The organism is Methanomassiliicoccales archaeon (genome assembly GCA_026394375.1).
In the GTDB taxonomy this organism is placed as follows: domain Archaea; phylum Thermoplasmatota; class Thermoplasmata; order Methanomassiliicoccales; family UBA472; genus JAJRAL01.
In genome coordinates this window covers 18,047-36,981 of record JAPKYJ010000017.1, presented here as the reverse complement: position 1 = coordinate 36,981, position 18,935 = coordinate 18,047, and the positions used below count along the sequence as shown (strand labels likewise).

The 18,935-nt window shown below is 60.3% G+C and carries 21 protein-coding genes; 13 read left to right on the top strand and 8 right to left on the bottom strand.

Annotation, left to right across the window (positions count from 1 at the left end; genetic code table 11):
• From NT137_04170 to NT137_04160, 3 genes are all read right to left on the bottom strand, one after another.
• The coding region (locus tag NT137_04170) for a hypothetical protein (GenBank protein MCX6652534.1) at positions 1–586 on the bottom strand (586 nt) is incomplete at its 3' end.
• Positions 587–637: 51 nt separating this feature from the next.
• Complete coding sequence (locus NT137_04165) at positions 638–1,351, bottom strand: AAA family ATPase (protein ID MCX6652533.1); 714 nt, start codon at positions 1,349–1,351, stop codon at positions 638–640.
• A 105-nt stretch (positions 1,352–1,456) separates the two neighbouring features.
• Entirely contained in the window at positions 1,457–2,164 is a 708-nt protein-coding gene (locus tag NT137_04160; protein MCX6652532.1) for an anaerobic ribonucleoside-triphosphate reductase activating protein, read from the bottom strand.
• Positions 2,165–2,255: 91 nt separating this feature from the next.
• On the opposite strand from NT137_04160, the gene NT137_04155 reads away from it, so the two are divergent.
• The 7 genes from NT137_04155 (at position 2,256) to NT137_04125 (ending at position 10,869) form a co-directional block, all read left to right on the top strand.
• Positions 2,256–3,371 (top strand): BPL-N domain-containing protein, encoded by a 1,116-nt coding sequence (locus tag NT137_04155; protein MCX6652531.1) that lies wholly within the window; start codon positions 2,256–2,258, stop codon positions 3,369–3,371.
• Positions 3,372–3,446: 75 nt separating this feature from the next.
• Positions 3,447–3,869 (top strand): hydrogenase iron-sulfur subunit, encoded by a 423-nt coding sequence (locus NT137_04150; protein MCX6652530.1) that lies wholly within the window; start codon positions 3,447–3,449, stop codon positions 3,867–3,869.
• Entirely contained in the window at positions 3,859–4,992 is a 1,134-nt protein-coding gene (locus tag NT137_04145) for a (Fe-S)-binding protein (protein ID MCX6652529.1), read from the top strand. Before NT137_04150 ends, NT137_04145 begins: the two co-directional genes overlap by 11 nt.
• A gap of 9 nt (positions 4,993–5,001) precedes the next feature.
• A complete protein-coding gene (locus NT137_04140) occupies positions 5,002–7,617 on the top strand; it encodes a hydrogenase iron-sulfur subunit (GenBank protein ID MCX6652528.1) in 2,616 nt (871 codons plus the stop codon).
• On the top strand, positions 7,614–9,521 hold the full coding sequence (locus NT137_04135; GenBank protein ID MCX6652527.1) for a heterodisulfide reductase-related iron-sulfur binding cluster: 1,908 nt from the start codon (positions 7,614–7,616) through the stop codon (positions 9,519–9,521). The genes NT137_04140 and NT137_04135 overlap by 4 nt, the downstream gene beginning before the upstream one ends.
• A complete protein-coding gene (locus tag NT137_04130) occupies positions 9,518–9,988 on the top strand; it encodes a 4Fe-4S dicluster domain-containing protein (protein MCX6652526.1) in 471 nt (156 codons plus the stop codon). The genes NT137_04135 and NT137_04130 overlap by 4 nt, the downstream gene beginning before the upstream one ends.
• A complete protein-coding gene (locus NT137_04125) occupies positions 9,985–10,869 on the top strand; it encodes a heterodisulfide reductase-related iron-sulfur binding cluster (protein MCX6652525.1) in 885 nt (294 codons plus the stop codon). The genes NT137_04130 and NT137_04125 overlap by 4 nt, the downstream gene beginning before the upstream one ends.
• Before the next feature lie 3 nt (positions 10,870–10,872).
• Here NT137_04125 and NT137_04120 read toward each other — a convergent pair whose 3' ends face one another.
• Entirely contained in the window at positions 10,873–11,082 is a 210-nt protein-coding gene (locus NT137_04120) for a hypothetical protein (protein MCX6652524.1), read from the bottom strand.
• A 99-nt stretch (positions 11,083–11,181) separates the two neighbouring features.
• Between NT137_04120 and NT137_04115 the strand changes: the two genes are divergently transcribed.
• Both NT137_04115 and NT137_04110 read left to right on the top strand, forming a co-directional pair.
• Positions 11,182–11,673 (top strand): 4Fe-4S dicluster domain-containing protein, encoded by a 492-nt coding sequence (locus NT137_04115; GenBank protein ID MCX6652523.1) that lies wholly within the window; start codon positions 11,182–11,184, stop codon positions 11,671–11,673.
• Entirely contained in the window at positions 11,666–12,496 is an 831-nt protein-coding gene (locus NT137_04110) for a CoB--CoM heterodisulfide reductase iron-sulfur subunit B family protein (GenBank protein ID MCX6652522.1), read from the top strand. The genes NT137_04115 and NT137_04110 overlap by 8 nt, the downstream gene beginning before the upstream one ends.
• Position 12,497: 1 nt before the next feature.
• Here the strand turns inward: NT137_04110 and nadC are convergent, their stop codons facing one another.
• The 3 genes from nadC to NT137_04095 form a co-directional block, all read right to left on the bottom strand.
• Positions 12,498–13,334, bottom strand: coding sequence for a carboxylating nicotinate-nucleotide diphosphorylase (gene nadC / locus NT137_04105; GenBank protein MCX6652521.1), 837 nt, complete (start codon positions 13,332–13,334; stop codon positions 12,498–12,500).
• Positions 13,335–13,425: 91 nt separating this feature from the next.
• Complete coding sequence (locus NT137_04100; protein ID MCX6652520.1) at positions 13,426–14,688, bottom strand: MBL fold metallo-hydrolase; 1,263 nt, start codon at positions 14,686–14,688, stop codon at positions 13,426–13,428.
• Positions 14,685–15,125: a secondary thiamine-phosphate synthase enzyme YjbQ gene (locus NT137_04095; GenBank protein ID MCX6652519.1), complete on the bottom strand. Its 441-nt coding sequence runs from the start codon at positions 15,123–15,125 to the stop codon at positions 14,685–14,687. The genes NT137_04100 and NT137_04095 overlap by 4 nt, the downstream gene beginning before the upstream one ends.
• 340 nt (positions 15,126–15,465) lie before the next feature.
• Between NT137_04095 and NT137_04090 the strand changes: the two genes are divergently transcribed.
• The 4 genes from NT137_04090 (at position 15,466) to pcn (ending at position 18,114) form a co-directional block, all read left to right on the top strand.
• Positions 15,466–15,828, top strand: a complete 363-nt coding sequence (locus NT137_04090) for a hypothetical protein (GenBank protein MCX6652518.1) — start codon at positions 15,466–15,468, stop codon at positions 15,826–15,828.
• A 95-nt stretch (positions 15,829–15,923) separates the two neighbouring features.
• Positions 15,924–16,913 (top strand): hypothetical protein, encoded by a 990-nt coding sequence (locus NT137_04085; protein ID MCX6652517.1) that lies wholly within the window; start codon positions 15,924–15,926, stop codon positions 16,911–16,913.
• Between the two features lie 98 nt (positions 16,914–17,011).
• Entirely contained in the window at positions 17,012–17,311 is a 300-nt protein-coding gene (locus tag NT137_04080; protein MCX6652516.1) for a transcription factor S, read from the top strand.
• An 80-nt stretch (positions 17,312–17,391) separates the two neighbouring features.
• A complete protein-coding gene (gene pcn / locus NT137_04075) occupies positions 17,392–18,114 on the top strand; it encodes a proliferating cell nuclear antigen (pcna) (GenBank protein ID MCX6652515.1) in 723 nt (240 codons plus the stop codon).
• Between the two features lie 4 nt (positions 18,115–18,118).
• Here pcn and NT137_04070 read toward each other — a convergent pair whose 3' ends face one another.
• Complete coding sequence (locus NT137_04070) at positions 18,119–18,895, bottom strand: HD domain-containing protein (GenBank protein ID MCX6652514.1); 777 nt, start codon at positions 18,893–18,895, stop codon at positions 18,119–18,121.
• Positions 18,896–18,935: the final 40 nt, after the last annotated feature.

Below are 18,935 nucleotides of genomic sequence, written 5' to 3'. Positions count from 1 at the left end.
GCGCCACGGCGGCGGCCATGAACGCCTGCAGGTTCTTGAGACGTTCCAGGCGTTCCTCGATCTCCCGGTCCAGCTGCGCTTTCTGTCTCCTCCGTTCCTCGCCGATTCGCGCGGAGTAGTCCTCGCTCAGTTGCTTCAGGCGCTCTATGTCCCCCGCGGAATCGGGCATCGTCTCCAATTGGGAGATCGCCTCCTCTAGCTTGTTGGCCAGGCTCTCCACCTGCAGTTCGCGCTGCTTGAGGATATTCTCCCGCTCGCGCATCTCCTCATCGTCGCGGTCGAAGCGTTTGATAGCGTCCTCGAGGGAACGAGTGTCGTCCTCCAGTTGCTCGACCGAGGCCACGATGGCCTTCTCCTTCTCGGCCAGCTCATGCTCCTTCCGCTCCAGGTGCCTGTCATGCTCATGGGCCGCCTTCACTGGCGGACGCCACTCAGAAGCCTCGTGCGCCACCTCTCTGGAGGCGATCGGTCTGACTTCAGGCCGTTCGATCACCAGGTGCGCCAGCTCCGGTCCTTTCGGAACAGGTGGTGGGTTGTCCTGCAGGCTCTCCCCGCAGCGGAAGCACTGGTTGTCGTCCGGCTTCACGCCCGCCCCACACCTTGGACATTCGAACCGTTTGGCCATTCCAACACCGGATTACTCGCTTATGACCTTGGTCACCTGGAACTTGCTATTGCTGAACAGCAGGGAGTAGTAGGAAGGGTCGTGGTTGGTCTCGCGCATCTTCACCGTCCGGATCCTTCTCTGTGTCTCCACGTCCCGCACCACCTGCATCTTCAAAGTGATGATGCCATCGCTCAGGTAGCCTTCGTCATAAGAGCCGTCCATGAGCCGGTCCGGGGACGCTTCGGATATGAGCATGACCGTGCAGCCCAGGTCACGCAGCCACTCGAACATATAGAACAGGTCGGTCCGCCGATCGGCGATGTCTGCCATGGTCTCTAGGACGTCGAGCGAATCGATGACCAGGAGTTGGAAATGCAAGTTCTCCTTCAGATTGCTGACATATCCCTTGAACACCTGCATCCACGATCCGCCGGTGGAAACTTCGCGCAGCTTCTTACGGATGATGCTCAGGTCCAGCACGTGCAATCGGTCCTTGACCTGATCGGTCTTCAGGCCCATCTTCTCCATCTGCCTCAACAGGCTTTCGCGCGATTGTTCGAGGGTGATGTAGACCGCCGTCATGCCGCCCTCGAGCACACTGTGGTACAGCATGTAGTAGGATAGAGAGGACTTCATGGTGCCCGGCGTCCCGGCCACGAGCACTATGTGGTTGATGGGTATGCCTCCCTCCAGGATGCGGTCGTAGCCTTCGATGTAGGTTTTCAGTCGCTGATCTGCATTCAACTTGCACTACCCCCAGTCTGCTGCTGCCGGCGGCTCTTCCCCCTTGAATGATTGATAGTAGGGGGGATACAAAAAACTGTTGGCCCGTGGCCATCGGTCAGACAATCAGGCTTTGACGCCGCCGCGGATGACGATCTTGCGAACGTAGGGTTTGCATCTACCCGCGATCGCCCGCACCTTGTCGTCGTCCGAAGGATCCAAGACGGAGAAATTAGGGTCGAGGGTGTTCTGGGGCCGGAAATGCTGCAAGGCATACTTCCTGGCCGTGCCGATGTAGGCGGCGATGCGCTCATAGTCCTGGTCCTTGAGCAGGACTGGGACGATGGTAGTGCGGAACTCGTAGTCCAGGCCAGAGGACATGATTGTCTCGATGGACCGTTTGATCTTGGCCAGATCGACCTTCGTCCCGGCGACGTCCTCGTAGAGGTCGTCAAGCGGAGCCTTAAGATCCATGGCCACGTAGTCCACGAGGCTGGAACGTATCAGGTCCTGCAGCATCTCCGGGTGCGTGCCGTTGGTATCCAGTTTGACCTTGACCCCCAATCTCTTCAGGCGGCGCAATAGATCCGGCAGGTCTTTGTGGATGGTCGGTTCGCCTCCCGTGACCACCACGCCATCCAGGAACTCCCGGTGCTCCAGGATGAACTCCTCCACCTGCTGCCATGGCACCTCCTCCAGCTTCTCCGCCTCCAAGACGAGATCGCGGTTATGGCAGATGGGGCAGCGGAAGTTGCATCCCGGCAGGTAGATCACCGCCGAGACCATGCCATCCCAGTCCAAGAGGGAGGTCTTGGAGAAGCCCACGATGCGCATGCTCCCCTCCAGGGCCGAGCAAGGCTAAATATCTCGTTCCCTGCCCGCAGCGAAGTGAAAGGTTTTTGCGAGGCAGTAGCTATGCGGGAACGTGAGAAAGAGCCAGGGCAGGGAGGATGCGGGACCGAACGTCCTGGTCTACACCGGACTGGGGTCCTCGCACTCCTGGCTGTGGTTCGCCGACTCGATGGAGAACCTAGGTCTCCTTGATCTGCGATTCGGGACCGCCGATGCCTTCCAGCGCAAAATCGAAGCCGACGTCGTCGTGCTCTCCGGAGGCGACGCCTTTCGCATGGCGGAAGAGCTTGGGCCGAAGGGATTCCACGCCCTGGAACGCTTCGTCAGGGATGGGGGCACCTATCTCGGCATCTGCGCTGGAGCCTACCTTCCGCTCCATTCCCGGTCCTTTCCCCAGCCCAAGTTCGGTCTGGTTCGGGCGAGGGTAGCCAATATCGCTCCGCTGGAGGCGGCAAAGATGCTCCCTCCCAAATACATCGTCAAATGCGGGAACAGGGTGGTATATCAGCCCCTCAGGGGGACGGTGACCATCTCCACTTCCTATGGCCTCCTGCCGGCCCCGCTCTACGGAGGACCGTGCTGGCTCGGCTCGGAGGACGCGCAGATCATCGCCCGCTACTCGTCCATTGCCAGGGATGCGTCGTTGATTGTACCGAGAGAGCAAGCGGAGGCTGCGGTCGTGGGCAAGGTGGCCGGGCTGTACAAGGACCTAGGCAAAGGAAAGCTGATACTCCTCGGCCCGCACGCCGAGCACCCGCAGTACCCGAATGCGAACCGTTGGCTCATCGGAATGCTGCCTGAAGGCCACGTCAAAGCTCCGATAGTCGACCAAGCGGAACTCGTTTCCTTGGAGAAGATGAAAAGAGCGCTCTCAAACGCCCGAGTGGCCTCGATGGGCCTGCAAGGAGCACAATGGCGCATTGGCAGCAAGGTCTGGGAATGGGAAAAGGTGGGATTGTTCCTGGACGCGATGTGGAGACGGATGCCGTTACTGGAGAAGATGAATGCTCGAGCGCCCGAGCGAGTGTCGGAGGAGCTTGCCAAGGCGTTGAACTCGATGAAGCGCCTCCGCTCCCAGGAAGAGGAAGAGGCCTCCCGAACCGCCAGCGAGATGTTCATTTCTCTGAGCAACGCCACCTCCGCCTTCCTCGGTTACTATTTCGATGCCTTGAGGTCAAGAACTGGATGAGTGACGGAAGCTCGGATGCAAAAGTTCTTTTGCGTTCATGAGGGTTCGAGGAAGGTCACTTCCATGGTAGCACCGATGCCCTCCGACTGGACCCCGAACATAGTCGCCTTCTGCTGCAATTGGTGCGCCTACGCGGGAGCAGACCTGGCAGGGGTCAACCGTAGGCAATACGCGACGGAGGTGCGCATCGTCCGGGTGATGTGCTCGGGGAGAGTGTCATCGGGAATCATCCTGAAGGCCTTCCTTTCCGGGGCGGACGGGGTAATGGTGCTCGGCTGCCATATCGGCGACTGCCACTATCGCATCGGCAACCTGCAGGCGGAGAAGCACGTGGCGCAAGCCAAGGAACTCGTCGACCTGGCCGGCATCGAGCCGGAACGGTTGCTGCTGCAATGGATCTCGGCGGCGGAAGGAGAGCTCTTCGCCCGAACGATGAACGACTTCACGAAGCGGATACGGGCATTGGGTCCGCTGGGAGGTGATCGCCGTGAGCGCTGACCGTCCGAGCTACGGCGAGGAGAAATGCATCGACTGCGGCAAATGCACTTACTCTTGCCCAGTCTCCAGGATGCGCGACTTCTCCCCGCGCGATATCGTCGAGAGGGCGCAGTTTGAAGGTCGAGTGCCAAGGGACCGGGGCATTTGGCAATGCATGAATTGCGGCATGTGCACCCAGGTATGCCAGAACGGTGTGCGCTTTCACGAGTATGTGCGCTCCCTGCGCCCGGAGCTGTCCAGGTCTCTGCAACCTGAACGCAATCACGGGGCGGTGCCGGACGAGATCATGCGCTTGAACTCGGTGCCAGGCATCAGGCCGAGGAAGCAAGGTTGGCTGACCAAGGAACTGGAGACGAGCGAGGGCTCCGACACTCTCCTCTTCGTCGGCTGCACGCCCTACTTCGACGTAATCTTCCGCTATCTAGATCTCCAGATGAACGCCATTCCCCGGGCGGCGGTCTCGCTCCTGAACCGGATGGGCGAGAGACCCAAGCTTCTTCGAGAGGAGAGATGCTGCGGCCACGATGCCTATTGGTCCGGCGACGACGAGCTCTTCGCGAAGCTGGTCCGCTTGAACATGGAGCAGTTGGACAAGGCCAAGGTGAAAGAGGTGCTGGCCTTCTGCCCGGAATGCATGTCCACTTTGCGCGACCTGTACCCCAAGGTGGTCGGACCGTTGGGGTTCGAGGTGCGATCGCTTTCCGAGAGGATCGCTGAGGCCATCGATGAGGGCAAGCTGGAAGCCAGCGATTCGGATGAGAAGCTCACCTACCACGATCCCTGCCGGCTCGGTCGCCATAGCGGCGTCTATGAAGAGCCTAGATCCGTACTCAAAGCGGTCGGCGAGTTGGAGGAGATGCCCCGTTCCAAGGAGCTTGGTCCTTGTTGCGGTGTCTCCGCCTGGATGGAATGCGGTTCGGATACGCGTCCATGGCAGCTGGAAAGGCTGAGGGAGGCCTCGGAGACCGGAGCATCCAGAATGGTCACCGCCTGCCCCAAATGCCTCATCCACTTCACCTGTGCTATGAGCGAGAGAGTGCCTCTGCTGCCGCGAGCCAAGCTACCACTGGTGGACCTGCATGTGCTGGCTGATGAGAGATTGAGGCCAAGAAAGGCGAAATGAATAGGCAACATGGATTCCACCTTCCCGATTCTTCGAGCGAAAGGTATTACTAACCTAGGGGGCGGTTGGAGAGCCACCCAGACGACGGTGATCCACATGCTCGGCGTCTTCCTATGCCATTGCGGCACCAACATCGCCTCCAACGTGGACATCCAGAAGCTCAGAGAGCATTTCTCTGCGCAAGGGCATTTCGTCGCCGATCACCTCTTCCTCTGCTCTCAGGCCGGGCAGGATATGATCAAGGAGGCGGTGCGCGAGAACTCGCTCGACCGGGTGGTCATCGCCTCCTGCTCGCCCAAGCATCATGGTGGGGTGTTCAAGGAGTGCGTGGGCGCGGTCCTCAATCCTTACATGTGGGACATGGCGAACATCCGGGAGCAATGCGCCTGGGTCGTGGATTCCAAGGAGGAGGGTACGAAGAAAGCTAGTGCACTGATTGCCGGCTCGGTCAGAAGAGTGAGCGCGCACGAACCGATAGCGACCGTGGAAGTTCCTGTGGTCAGGAGAGCGGCCATCATCGGAGGCGGCATCGCCGGTATGCACGCCGCCCTGGAGCTGGCGGCGAAAGGTTTGGAGATCTATCTCATCGAGAAGCAACCGAACCTGGGCGGGAACATGGTCCGCCTGGACCGTACCTTCCCAACCGACGATTGCGCCATGTGCACCATCTCGCCCATCCTCAATCAGGTCATGATGGACCCCCAGATCAAAGTCATGACCCTTTCCCAGGTGACGGAGGTCAGCGGCCGGCCTGGAGCGTATCATCTCAAGGTGGCGCAGCAGCCACGGTTCGTAGATTACGATCGTTGCACTGGATGCGGGGCCTGTGCCGCCTCCGAGATCAAGATGCAAGGACTTCGCCCGATCGAGGGGCTGGTGGACCGCATTTCCATCCAGGCAGAATCGTGCAAGGCCTGCGGAGCCTGCGCCAAGAAATGCGTTCATGGCGCTTTGACTCAGGCGGGGAAAGGCGTCCAGCCGAAGTACGACACTGCCAAGTGCGTCGGCTGCTGGGAGTGTCTGGAGGCCTGCAAGTTCGACGCGCTCAAGCGCATCAACGTTTGCCCAGTCGTCGTATCCAGCGAGTTCGACCTTGGCCTCGGACCGCGGAAAGCCATCTACGTTCCAGGTACGCAGGCCGTGCCGCTCCGCTATCTGCGCGACCCTGACAGATGCCTCCGCCTGCGGGGAGAGATGGACTGCCTGGGCTGCGAAAGGGTGTGCTCCGCAGAAGCGATCTCGGACATGGATTTCACTTCAGAACGGGAGCTGGATGTGGGCGCGATCGTCGTGGCGACGGGTTACAGGCAAATGGACCTCTCTGGCACCGAGTATCGCACCGAGCATCCGAACGTCATCACCGGTCTGCAGCTGGAGCGCTTGCTAAGCCCCGCCGGCCCTACGAACGGGAAGCTGCTCAGACCGAGCGACGGCAAGCCCCCTCGCTCCGTCGTCTTCGTCCAATGTGCTGGTTCTCGCGACCGACGGAGGAAGGAGTACTGCTCCAAGATCTGCTGCATGTACGCCACCAAGAACGCCAGCCTCATCAAGCAGGATGACCCGGAGGTAGAGGTCAAGGTCGCCTACACCGACCTGCGCGCGGCGGGCCGAGGCTACGAGGAGTACTTCGACCGGGCCAGGGAGATGGGCGTGGAGTTCATCCGAGGGAACGTGGGGGAGATCGTTCCGCTGGGCGACAAGCTCCTGGTCAAACTGGAGAACACCTTCCTGGGCACTCCCGACGATATCATGGCGGACCTGGTGGTCCTCTCCACCGCCATGGAGCCTTCGGAAGGCACCACCGAGATGGAGAAGCTCATTCCGGTCGTGCCCGGCAAGGACGGCTTCATCGCCCCGGTGCACGTCAAGATCTCGCCCGTGGACACGGCCACAGGAGGGGTCTTCGTCTGCGGAACGGCGGAATCGCCCAAGCCCATCCAGGAATGCATAACCGATGCTGGAGCAGCCGCCTCTCGGGTCGCTTCTTACCTGCGGGACGATGAAATGAGGGTCGACCTGGTAACCGCCTTCGTCGACAAGCCGAAATGCATCTCCTGCGGGAAGTGCGAGGAGCTGTGCGAGTATGAGGCCATCCGCCACTCGGACCAGGGATACGAGGTCCTGGACATCGCTTGCCACGCCTGCGGCAAGTGCGCGGCGAACTGCCCCACCAACGCCATCGATCTGCGCTTGCACAACGACGCGCAGCTGGAATCAAACTCGCTGGGCATCCTGGAAGAGGACCAGGACTCGATCGTCGCGTATTGCTGCGAGCAGTGCGGCTATAACGCCGCCGACCTCGCCGGGGCGGCCAAGCGATCCTATTCCACCGATGTGAAGATCGTCCGCGTGCCTTGCTCTGGCCGGGTGAGCGTGGCGCAGATGCTCCTGCCCTTCGAACGCGGAGCGAAAGGGGTCATGATCGCCGCCTGCCTGGACGGGCAGTGCCACTTCCAGGACGGCAATACGGATGCGAAGAGACGAGCAGAGGCTGCCAAAAGAGCATTGAACCTGCTGGGCATTGGGAGCGATAGATTGCAGTTCTTCAACCTCTCCTCGGCGGAGGGAGAGAAGTTCGTGCTGGCCGTTCGCCGCATGATCGAGCTCACGGGAGGAAAGGCATGAGCCCGACCTGCCCGACCGAGCAGAATGCGGAGTTGGACTGCACCACATGCATGAGGTGCTCAAGCATCTGCCCGGCGGAAGTGGACCTGCCCGAGGCCATGCGCCTACACCGATACCTTAACAGACCGAGGGGATCGCACCGGGACCTCTTCCTGCTCTCCCAAAAGATCCTCTCCACTTCTCCCATGACCCCCTGGCTCTCGCCGAAGCTCGACGTGGGCAAGGATGACGTTTACTATTTCCCCGGCTGCCTACCGATCATGGACGAGTTGGTGGACCCGAGGACCGATTTCCAGAGGGCGGCGAACGCCGGAGTCGCTCTGCTGAACGCCCTGGGCATCTCTCCCAAGATCGTCTACGGCTGCTGCGGGCATGACCTCTATTACTCCGGCCATCTGGACCACTTCCAGCGTATCAAGGAGGATCTCGCCTCCCGGGTGGACGGCGAGGTCATCACCGGCTGCGCCGAGTGCTTCCATGCGCTCAAGTCGCTCCATGGGCTGAAAGCAAAGCACATCTCCGAGGTGCTGCAGAAGGAGCTGCCCAATCTCGGGAAAGCTATGAACACGAAAATGAACGTAGCATTCCACGACCCCTGCCGCCTCGGTCGCTACCATGGCATCTACGATGCCCCTCGTCAGGTGCTTGCCTCGATCGCTGAGCTCAAGGAGATGCCTTCGTCCCGTGAGAGCGCGCTCTGCTGCGGCGTCTCCGCCTGGCTGAACTGCAATGCCGAGTCGAAGAAGCAGCGTGTGCTTCGATTGCAAGAAGCGAACGAGGTGGGCGCAGATGCTCTGATCACCAGTTGCTCCAAGTGCCGCACGCACCTCTCCTGCGTGTACCGGGAGGAGTCCTATGCCGGAGTGCCGAGGAAGCTACCGGTAATCGACCTTCAGGAGTATGTCGCCGATGCTCTGGGGATCGAGGTGCCCGAAGCTGCTACCAACTCGCCAGGCACCGGGAGGAGGATCGCCGAACCCTTGACCATGGCAGACCTGAGGACGAGGATCGACGACGAGATGAGGCGCAACCTCTTCGCCTGTACCACCTGCGAACGCTGCCGGGTGGAATGCCAGTTCGGTTACGATGCAACCCCCGACCTGGAAAAGGCGCGCAGATCGCTCGTCGCCATGCACATGGGCACGGAGCAGCACGAGGCCATCGCCCGCAAGGTGCTCGCCACCGGCAACGTGTTCGGCGAGGTGGCAAAGACATCAAAACCGGACCCGGGAGCGGATATCGTCTACTTCCCCGGTTGCGTGGCCCAGTTCCGAAGAAGGGGATTGCTGGACGCGACCGTGCTGGTGCTGGATTCTCTTGGGATCCGTTACGAAATTCCAGAAGGATTGGCCTGCTGCGGCAGCGTGCTCAAGCGCACCGGGCACGATCTCGCCTCGCTGGTCAAAGCGAACCTCAGGGCCATCGACGGCCGGAAGGTGATCACATCCTGCGCCGGCTGCTACTCCACCTTCTCCCGCGACTACGAAGGCGTGGAGGTGGAGCATGTCTCGAAGCTGCTCTCTCCCAGGATCAAGGAGCTCGTGTTGAAGAACGTGAGCTTGAGCGTCGGCTACCACGACCCCTGTCATCTTGGAAGGAGGATGGGCGTGTACGACGAACCGAGGAACATCCTCGCTTCCATTCCCGGGCTGAAGCTGGTCGAGCCCAGAGAGAACCGGGAAAAGGCGCGCTGCTGCGGCGGTGGGGGAGGGGTGCGGTCGGCGGACAAGGAACGAGCGATGAAGATGGCCAGGGAAAGGATGAAAGGCTTCGATGAATGCGGTGCGGACGTGGTCGCCAGCGCCTGCCCGTTCTGCGAGATCAATCTGACCGAGGCGACGGACCGCGAGGTAGTGGACGTGGTGGAGCTCGTCGCCCGGTCGCTGGGGGGTGATGCACGATGACCTCCTTGGACATCGCTCTCAAGTTCGATCTGCGCAAGTGCGTGCAATGTGGCAAATGCACCGCCTCCTGTCCCACGGGAAGGGAATCGAACCTGCGGACGAGGGCCTTGGTCTTCCGGGCCAAGAGCTCCGATGTCTCCGCAGAAAGAGAGCTCTGGCTATGCACCACCTGTTACACCTGCCAGGAGCGATGCCCCAAGGGGGTCAAGATCACCGATGCGATCATCGAGCTGCGCAATCTGGCCGCGGAAAAGGGCAACTATCCGAGCATCCACCTCACGGCCATCAAAGGATTGCATGACACGTCGGACGGCTTTCCTATCACGCCGGAAGTGAGCAAGATTCGCTCGCTTCTCGGATTGCCGATCGAACCCTTTGACGTAGCGCATTCCGCTGAAGAGAGGGAGAAGTTCCGCAAGCTGTTCCAGTCGCTGCGCATCTCTGCCTTCCTGGAGGAGAAGAAATGACGTACGCCGTGTTCCCCGGTTGCATCGCGCGCAACATGTATCCCTCCATCGAGAAATCGACCCAGCTGGTGTTCAAGGAGTTGAACGTTCCTCTCACGGAAGTGCGCTTCACCTGCTGCCCGGCCCCGGGCGTCATCCGCAGCTACGACGTCGATTCTTGGCTGGCCATTTCGGCGCGCAATCTCGCCGCCGCCGAGGAGAAGGACGCCGACCTGCTGGTCATATGCAACGGCTGCTACGGCACCCTCTCTTCGGCGAGGAGGCGTCTGCTCGATGATGCGGACGCTCGGGAAAGGACCAACCAGAAGCTCGCCGCCATCGGCATGCGCTTCCACGGACGAGCGAACGTCGAGCATTTCGCGGACGTGCTGCATGCACGGCTGCCAGAGATCAAGGAAAAGGTCAAAGTGGAGCTCGGGCTCAAGGTCGCCATCCACTACGGCTGCCACTACCTCAAGCCCTCGGAGCATTCCGGCCGTAACGTGGAAAGCCCCTCCGTGCTGGAGGACCTCGTCTCCGCCCTGGGCTGCGAGAGCGTGGATTTCCCAGAGAAGCTCAGCTGCTGCGGTGCCGGAGGAGGGGTGTGGAGCGGCTCGGAGGAGCTATCGCTCAAGGTCCTCGATCGCAAGATGCGTTTCATCAAGGAGTCGGGAGCGGACTGCATCCTCGACGTCTGTCCGTTCTGCCACCTGCAGCTGGACCAGGGACAGAAGAGGCTCAAGACCCGCTACGAGGTGCCGGTGCTGCATCTGAACCAGCTGATCGGGCTGGCGTTCGGTCAGAAGGACAAGGTGCTGGGCATTCACACGCACATGGTCTCGACCAGGGAAATAGCGCGCAAGGCGAAGAAAGCGAGGCGGGACTTGGTCGACGAAGACTGAGGATCACTTCTGCGCGGAACGCTTCTTCTCTTCCTCGAAGCGCACCAGCTCCTGTTGCCGCTTCTTCTCCTTCATGTGCCCTCCCGGTCCGCCACGCTCTTCGCGCGCCTTGTCCACGCATTCCTCGCTCTCGCAGACGAATGCCGCGAAACAGAATTGCTTGGCCTGCCTGCCGCAGAACTGGCACTTCTCCTCCTCGATCCAATCCGCCATGTGCCTTCTACCGAGGTGAACGGATTTGACTCTTTTGATGGAACGGAACGAAGCAGGCGCAGAAAACGAGATAAGCGCCAGGGGCGATTGGCGAGGTCGGTGAAGAAGTCTCTCGCAGCGGAGTCGGCGGATGATATCATCCAAGACCATCTGGCCCAGGTGGAGCTCTGGCGCTGCCATCAGTGCGGCCAATGCACCGCCGTATGCCCGAGCGGCAGGCACGGAGGCATCCGTGTCCGGGAGGTGATGGAGCGGGCGGCCACCGGCAACCTGGACGTCGCCTCGGACCGGGACATCTGGCTCTGCACCATGTGCAATTCCTGCAGCGAACGTTGCCAGCTGGGAGCGGACCCGGCGCTGGTGATAACGCTGCTCCGAGGCTCGGCCGCCGCCAAAGGGAATCAGCCGCAGCATTTCCTGGAAGAGGCGAAGATGTTCCTTTCCACCGGCCTTTCCTTCCCTTGCACGGGCATGACCAGGAAGCTACGCAAGGAGCTTAAGCTGCCCGATCTGCAGATGGACGAGCGTACCCTGGAAGAGACCAAGGGAATCATCTCCCGCACCCGCCTGGGGAGGATCAAGCTTGAATGACCGATACCTCTTGTACGCGGGCTGCCTCATCCCCACCAGGTTGCCCTTCCTGGAGAGGTCCTCCTGCTTCGTCCTAGACAAGTTGGGTATCGACTACGAGCCTTTCCCCTATGCCACCTGCTGCGTCGAACCCATCGGACTTCGATCCCTGGGCTACGACACCTGGCTGGCCGTGACGGCGCGCCTGCTCTCCATCGCTGAGGAGAATGAGAAGAGCATATTGTCGCTCTGCAACGGCTGCTTCATGTCCTTGAAGGAGGCAGAGCATCTTCTTCGGGACGCTGAACTGCGTTCTCGCATCAACGAGGTCATTGCACCGACCGGAAGAAAGTATCACGGCCATGCGAAGGTGCGGCACTTCATGGAGGTGGTGGGGGAGCAGGGCGAGAAACGGATCAGATCGCTGGTCTCCGTTCCCCAGGAACGGCTCAAGCTGGCCCTTCACCCCGGCTGTCACCTGGTGCGACCGAGCGAGGTGCTCCGGGCGGAGGGCCGGTACACCCCTCAGCGCTTGTCGGAGATTGCCTCCTGGACCGACGCCAAGGTGGTCGACGACGAGGATTGGCCGCAATGCTGCGGAGGCGGCCTGGCTGGGGTGGAGGATGCCATATCCCTCGCCATTCTGAACGAGAGCACCGCACGGTTCAAGGGGAGCGGGGCGAACGCGATACTCACTCCCTGCCCCTTCTGCTTCGTGCAGTTCGACATCAGACAGAAGGAAGGCCTGCCAGTGCTCTACCTGGCGGAGCTTCTATCTCTTTCATTCGGAGCTTCAGCGGAAGAGATCGGTCTGAAGTATCACAGGACCAAGCTGAGCATCTAGATCAGTTCGAATCCGGCGCCTTGACCGATGTCACTTCCAGGTTAAAGTGCATGGCTCGCACCGAATGAGTGATCCAGCCCAGGGAGAGGATGTCCGCGTGCTTCGCGAAGTGCGGGGCGGTCTCGGGGGTCAGCCCTCCGGACACTTCCACCAGCACCTTGTCGTTGAGCCTTTTCACCGCCAGATAGGCGACCTCCACCTGCTCCGGCCGCATATTGTCCAGCATGATGATGTCTGCGCCGGCCTTGGCTGCCTCCACCGCCTGCTCCGTGGTCTCCACCTCCACCTCCACCTTCTTGGAGAAGGAGACGGTCTTCGCCTTGGCGACGGCCTGGTTGATGGAGCCCACCACCCGCAGATGGTTGTCCTTGATGAGGATGGCGTCGTCCAGGCGATAGCGATGGGGATCGCCCCCGCCTAGCTGCACCGCCTTCTTTTCGTAAACACGGAAGCCAGGGGTCGTTTTCCTCGTCGCAGCCACCTTGACGTTGGGATTGTTTTTCCTGCATTCCCGCAGGATGTTGTGCGTGGCGGTGGCGATGCCGCTCATGCGCATGAGGAAATTGAGCGCCAGGCGTTCGCCCAGCAGGATCTTCTTCAACGGCCCCTCGATCACCAGGACGTCCTCGCCCTTGGCCACGCGCTCGCCATCGCGGGTCATGGGGTAGGTCTTCACGCCCAGCTCGGTGAAGACGGCCACGGCCTCTTCCAGCCCGGCCAGGATGCATTCCTCGTTGGCCTGGATGCGGGCGTTCCCCGTCTCATCTGAAATGAGTATGTCGCTCGTGATGTCCCCGAAGCCGACGTCCTCCTCGAGGTACTCATTTATCCGGCTCATCGCATAGAAAACGCCTAGGCCACATATAAACCTATTCGACCGTCGCGGCTGCTGGCCTCCAGACAAGGAGAGGGCGATCGCTCCTACCAACTCAGAGCTCGATCTCCTGGTTGGTCTTCGGCAGGATGACCTGGTACTCGTCCTCCAGGTCCTTCGCTAGCGCTTCCCGGGTATCGGAGTGCATGAGCACCACCTTCTCCGGGTCGCAACCGCGGACGAAAGCCAGGAGCTCGTTGTGATCCGCGTGCGCCGACAGGTCGAACTGCTGCACCTCGCACTTGATCTTCATCTCCTGGGCCACTTCGGGCACCAGTAGCTCGGCCACCCCTGGCCGCTTGTAGAGGATCTTGCCTTTGTCCAAAAGCATGCGGCCATTCGAACCGTCGACCTGAAAGCCAGTGAGCAGGATGGCGCTCTTGGGATCGTCCTTGACCACCTTCAGGTACTCCATGACCGGTCCGCCGTCCATCATGCCACCGGTGGTGACAATGATATTGCCTTTGCGCGCTCGGTCCCTTCCTGATGGAGTGCGAACCTCATTGAAACGGTTGCGCGCCTGCTTGAACTGCTTCTCGTTGCGCAGGTATTCGGGATAATCGAGGTACAGGCGGTTCACGGTCCTGCCCATGCCGTCCACCCACATGTCCAATTTCATATCCTTGAGGATAAGCATGACCTCCTGGGTGCGGCCCACGGCGAAGCAGGGCACGATGACCTTGCCTCCCCGGCCCACGACCTCCTTCACCTTCTGGATGAACTGGTATTCCGTCTTCAGCCGGTCCGGGTGCAGCCTACCCCCATAGGTCGCCTCCATGATGAGATTGTCGCACTTGACCGGATGTGCCCCGTACACCAGACGGGTGTTGTAAGTGTGCATGTCGCCGGTGAAGAGCGTCGTCTGGTCGCCGCGCAGCTCGAACATGGCCGCTCCGGGAACGTGACCGGCGGAGTGCAGTTCCACCTCGAACCCACCGACGTCGAACACATCGCCGAAGGCCAAGGGAACGAAGGACGACATGGCCCGCCGAATATCCTCCGGCTGATATTGCCTGCGATATCCTTCTGAGTCCGCGACCTTGATCGAGTCCTGCATGATGAGCTGCGAGACGGCGATGGTGGAGGGCGTGGCAGCGATCTTCGTGTCGTACCGGGCGCAAAGCCAAGGGATCATTCCGCAGTGGTCCAGGTGGCAGTGCGTCAGTAGCGCGTGGTCCACCGGGGGTGCCGGCTCGGGAAAGCTAGGTGGCTTGGTGGCGGACATTCCGTACTCGAAAAGCAAGGTCGCTCCTTTGTTGTACATGAGCATGCCCATTCTGCCCACCACGTCCGCCCCGCCAAGGAATTTGATCTTCATGCTGTTGCCTCTCTGCCTGTTTCGCCAATGATCTGGATGATGACCGTGCGGTTCCTACCGCCGTTGTCCAGTTCCATGAGCACCACCTGTTGCCACGTTCCCAGCTGCACCTCGCCCTCGTAGAAGGGCAGGGTGAGCGATGAGCCCAGGAACGAAGCTCGGACGTGCGAATGCCCATTGCCGTCGTTCCAGGCCTTGTGGTGTTCGTAGTCGATCCCTTTGGGGAAGAGCCTCTGCAACGCCTCCCTCATGTCCTTTTGGACCCCTGGCTCGTACTCGATGGTGAATATGGCCGCGGTGGAGTGGGGCACGAACACGCAGGCCAGGCCGCTGTCCATGTTGGAACTAGCCACCGCCTGTCGGACCTCTGAAGTGAGGTCAACGATGCTGCCCTCCCTCTCCGTTTGGAGGCTGAGGACCTTCCTGTGGGTCTTCATCTTTTCAAAGTGGCTAAATTGAAATTCATATAAGGGTTTGTCGGTCCACTTCTAGTAGGAACGAGGGACCAGAAGATTCCAAGGTCGTGCAGTGCTGTCTGCGTTCCAGAGGCGTTTCTTCATCTGGCTTCAACTATCCAGCCCCTATGTTCTCATGGATCAGGAGGGACGGGAATGACATTGCGAACGAATCAGAAACCCAGAGGACCTCGGAGCATAGTCCCGCCGAGGAGAATCAAGTCGAACCGTGATTGCTTTGCTGATTGACGAATAGGGGTATCGACATAATTGCGACAAACGTCGAAAAATTCATTAGCCCCCCTCGATAATCGGGAGGGTCGTGTCAGAGAATGCCTTGGACCGGTTCACCTTCGGCAGGCCGGAACATGATCCAAACAAGATTTGGCTCAATTCGAGCTACCGCGTGATGCTCATCAAGGAGGGCATCGAAAGAGCGGGCAGCATAAACAAGCTGGGTCGAGAGCTGGGCTACCGTTCTCGCGTACACCCCGGCTGGTCCATCCGCCAGATCCTGCTGGGCTACCAACCATTTCCTGTCGACCGGCTGAAGATGCTTGCCAGCTTCCTTGGGACGCCACTCGACGATATCCTGGAGCACCAGACCCGGCCCGCGACCGTCACTATCGAGAGCACTCGAGACGCGCTCATGCGAAACGGGCTGTTCTGCTATTATCCACGTTAGTCGGTCTCGCTGGCTTCTACCCAGCGGAAAAAGTCTTTATAGTGACCAGCACATAATGGGCTCTGTCGGACACTCGTCCGACCGAAGGGATGGGAGTGCTACTTCGCAGAGGAAAAAGAGATGACGATGAGACCACTCACTCCTTGCTTCGCGGCGGAGTGTACCGGCTCTCGGACCTAGGCGATGACCAGGAGCTGAAGCGCTTCCGAGGAGCCGAGGCGGCATACAGCTTCTGGGGGGCAGTGAAGTACACCTTGGTCCTCACCTTGCTGCTCTGGTGGCTGCCGATCTTCGGCCAGATGATCGCCGGTTACGTAGGGGGCAGAAGGGCTGGCTCGCCGAAAAGAGCGATCCTGGCGGCGCTCGTGCCGGTCATGTTCATCTTCGTCATCATGCTCTGTTTCGATGTCGGATTGCTTCCGAGCACCATCAATGGCGTGAACCTTGACCCGCGGAACATCTTCAATGGTTCTTCGACTGGGATACCGATAGCCGATCCATACATCTCCTTCGCGCTGCTATACATCCAGTCATTCATGGGAGCGGTGCACTCTGTAATCCTGCTCAGGCTTGACAGTTACATCCTCACCTTGGCCTTCGCCTATATCGGGGGCATCATGGCCATGCAGACCCGCAGGGAGCTCGAATACGTGTCAGAGCACGGCGGGCATAAGACAAACATCATGGTCGGCCGGGACATGGAGCCCGACCGGGCACCCCTCAGAACACGATCTTTCATCCGCTCCAGGCCGAGGTCGGCAGAAGCCGATCTCGACGAGCAAAGGGGATTTGCGGACCTACAGCCGCTGGAAGGAGACGCGCAGGTGGACGATGAGTCCGTGGAGCAGCCGGTGCACACCACCCGCCGTCATATCGCCGAGCAGGCGTCCCAGGAGAGCCCGCGCACCAGGCGTGCCGTCGAGGGGCGCGTCCGGGCGATGGAGCAGGAACAGAAGAAGGTCGAGCGCAAAGTGCGACAGCGGTCTCCCGCCGCCGGTCTGGCGGCCCGGGCGGCCAAGCGGCCAGTGCAGAAACCCCCCGCTCCTGAGAAGGAGCAGAACGAGGGCGGCTACGAGTACATTTGAGCCGGGCTAGCACGACCGATCGCACACGTACTCGCCGAAGGCTTGGGCCGAAGGATTCTTATACGGCTACTTTTTTCCACGCCTGCGGCGGTCCCAAAATGTTCTGTCCAACTTGCAGATCATTGATGTTTCCTCAGAATGGCACTTTTAGATGCGGCAAATGCGGCCAGGAGCGATCCACCTCTGGCTCCAAGCAGGTGTTCACCACCCAGACCAAGGTGAAGGAGATGCTGATCATCGAATCCATCGCCCCTACCCTCCCCCGGACCAATGTGGAGTGCCCCACGTGCGGTAACAATGAGGCTTTTTGGGTGCTGCGACAGACCCGGGCCGCCGATGAACCGGAGACCAAGATCTACCGGTGCGTTAAATGCAGCCATTCCTGGCGCGAATACTAGTCCAGGCTGATTGTTCAGGGAATCTTTATTAAACCAAACGCGATTATCGAGCGGGAGGGGAGCATTTGTTCCAAGCCAAGGTGAAGTCTGAGACACTCAAGGGGCTCGTAGATGTCGTCTCGACCCTAGTCGATGAGGCGAAGTTCAATATCAATTCGAAAGGGGTCGCGCTCAAGGCGGTAGACCCCGCTCACGTGGCCATGATCGACCTTAAGCTCGAGCAGTCCGCGTTCGAGGAGTTCGAGGCGGACGATACCGAGCTGGGGATAGACCTGGACAAGATCAAGGAAGTGCTTCGGCTCTCCCGCGCGGGGGACGTCATCTCCCTCGCCCAGGACGAAGACAAGAACCGATTGGTGGTCAACGTGGGCAATGTGACCAGGCGAATGAACCTGGTGGACACTACGGGCATGAGTGACCCCAAAGTGCCGAACCTCAATTTACCGGCCAAGGTGGCCATCACCGCCGAGGAACTGCAGAAGGGAATCAAGGCGGCGGAGAGCATCTCCGATCATATCGCACTCACTGTAACGCCCGAGGGCTTCGAGATGGTGTCCGAGGGCGACACGGACTCGGTCAGCCTGAAGCTACCCAAGGACCTATTGGTGTCGTTGGAATGCAAGGAAAATGTGCGCTCGCTGTTCCCCCTGGACTACTTCTCCAACATGGTCCGGGCGATCTCCGTGGGAACGGTGGTCTCTATGCACCTGGGCAACGACTATCCGGTGAAGATGGAGTTCGTCATCGCCGACGGCAAGGGCACGGTCAGCTATCTCCTGGCGCCCAGGATAGAGAGCGACTGAGCGCCTAGAACTTCAGGTCCTGGACGATGCGCAACTCCTCGTGAGGAGCGTGCACGACGATGGTCATGAAGTCCCGGATGTTGGACTTCTCGACCTTCTCCTTCAGGAGCTCATCTATCTGATATACGCCAGCGGAGTTGTTCATCCATATCTCCACCTTGATGGGGCGTTCGTCACCTTTGGTCACCCTCACCCGGTCTATGGCCAGAGCCGAGACGGAGTGGATGTTCACGCTCCCCGCCCGGAACGGTATCCGCGCCCTTCCCTTCTCCATGTCCAAAGCGTCCGCCACCCGGACCACTCCCGCTTCAAGAGTCAGGGGCCTTAGGTCGGTGCGATGAGTGATCATGGCGTGCAGGATCTCCACCGTGACCACGGTGGTCTCGGCCTCGTTGTATAGACCGCGGAGCAGGCGCTTGATGATCTCCGGTGCCAGGGCGACGGAATACTCCTCGTGGCCTTCCCGGTGCACGGCGTGGCCGATATCGTGCAGGGCTGATGCCAGCACCACCACCACTTCGGCGTCCTCCTTCCTCATGTCATAGCTGCGCACGATGCCCGGCTCCTGGCCCGCCTCCACCAGGTAGCGCAGCATCTTTAGCGCGGACCGGGCCACGATGCGAATGTGCGTTGGTCCGTGATCGTTGTAGCCAAGGCGCTCGATGGCGGTGACGTTGCTCGCCCTCCAATAGGTCTTAAGCTCGATGTCGGCGTTGATGCGGTCGACGACCTTTCTCAAGACCTCGTTGCCTTCCACCGGGACCTCGAAGGACGTTACCATATGATTGAGAAAGCATGAGCGCGCATAAATGCCCATCGAC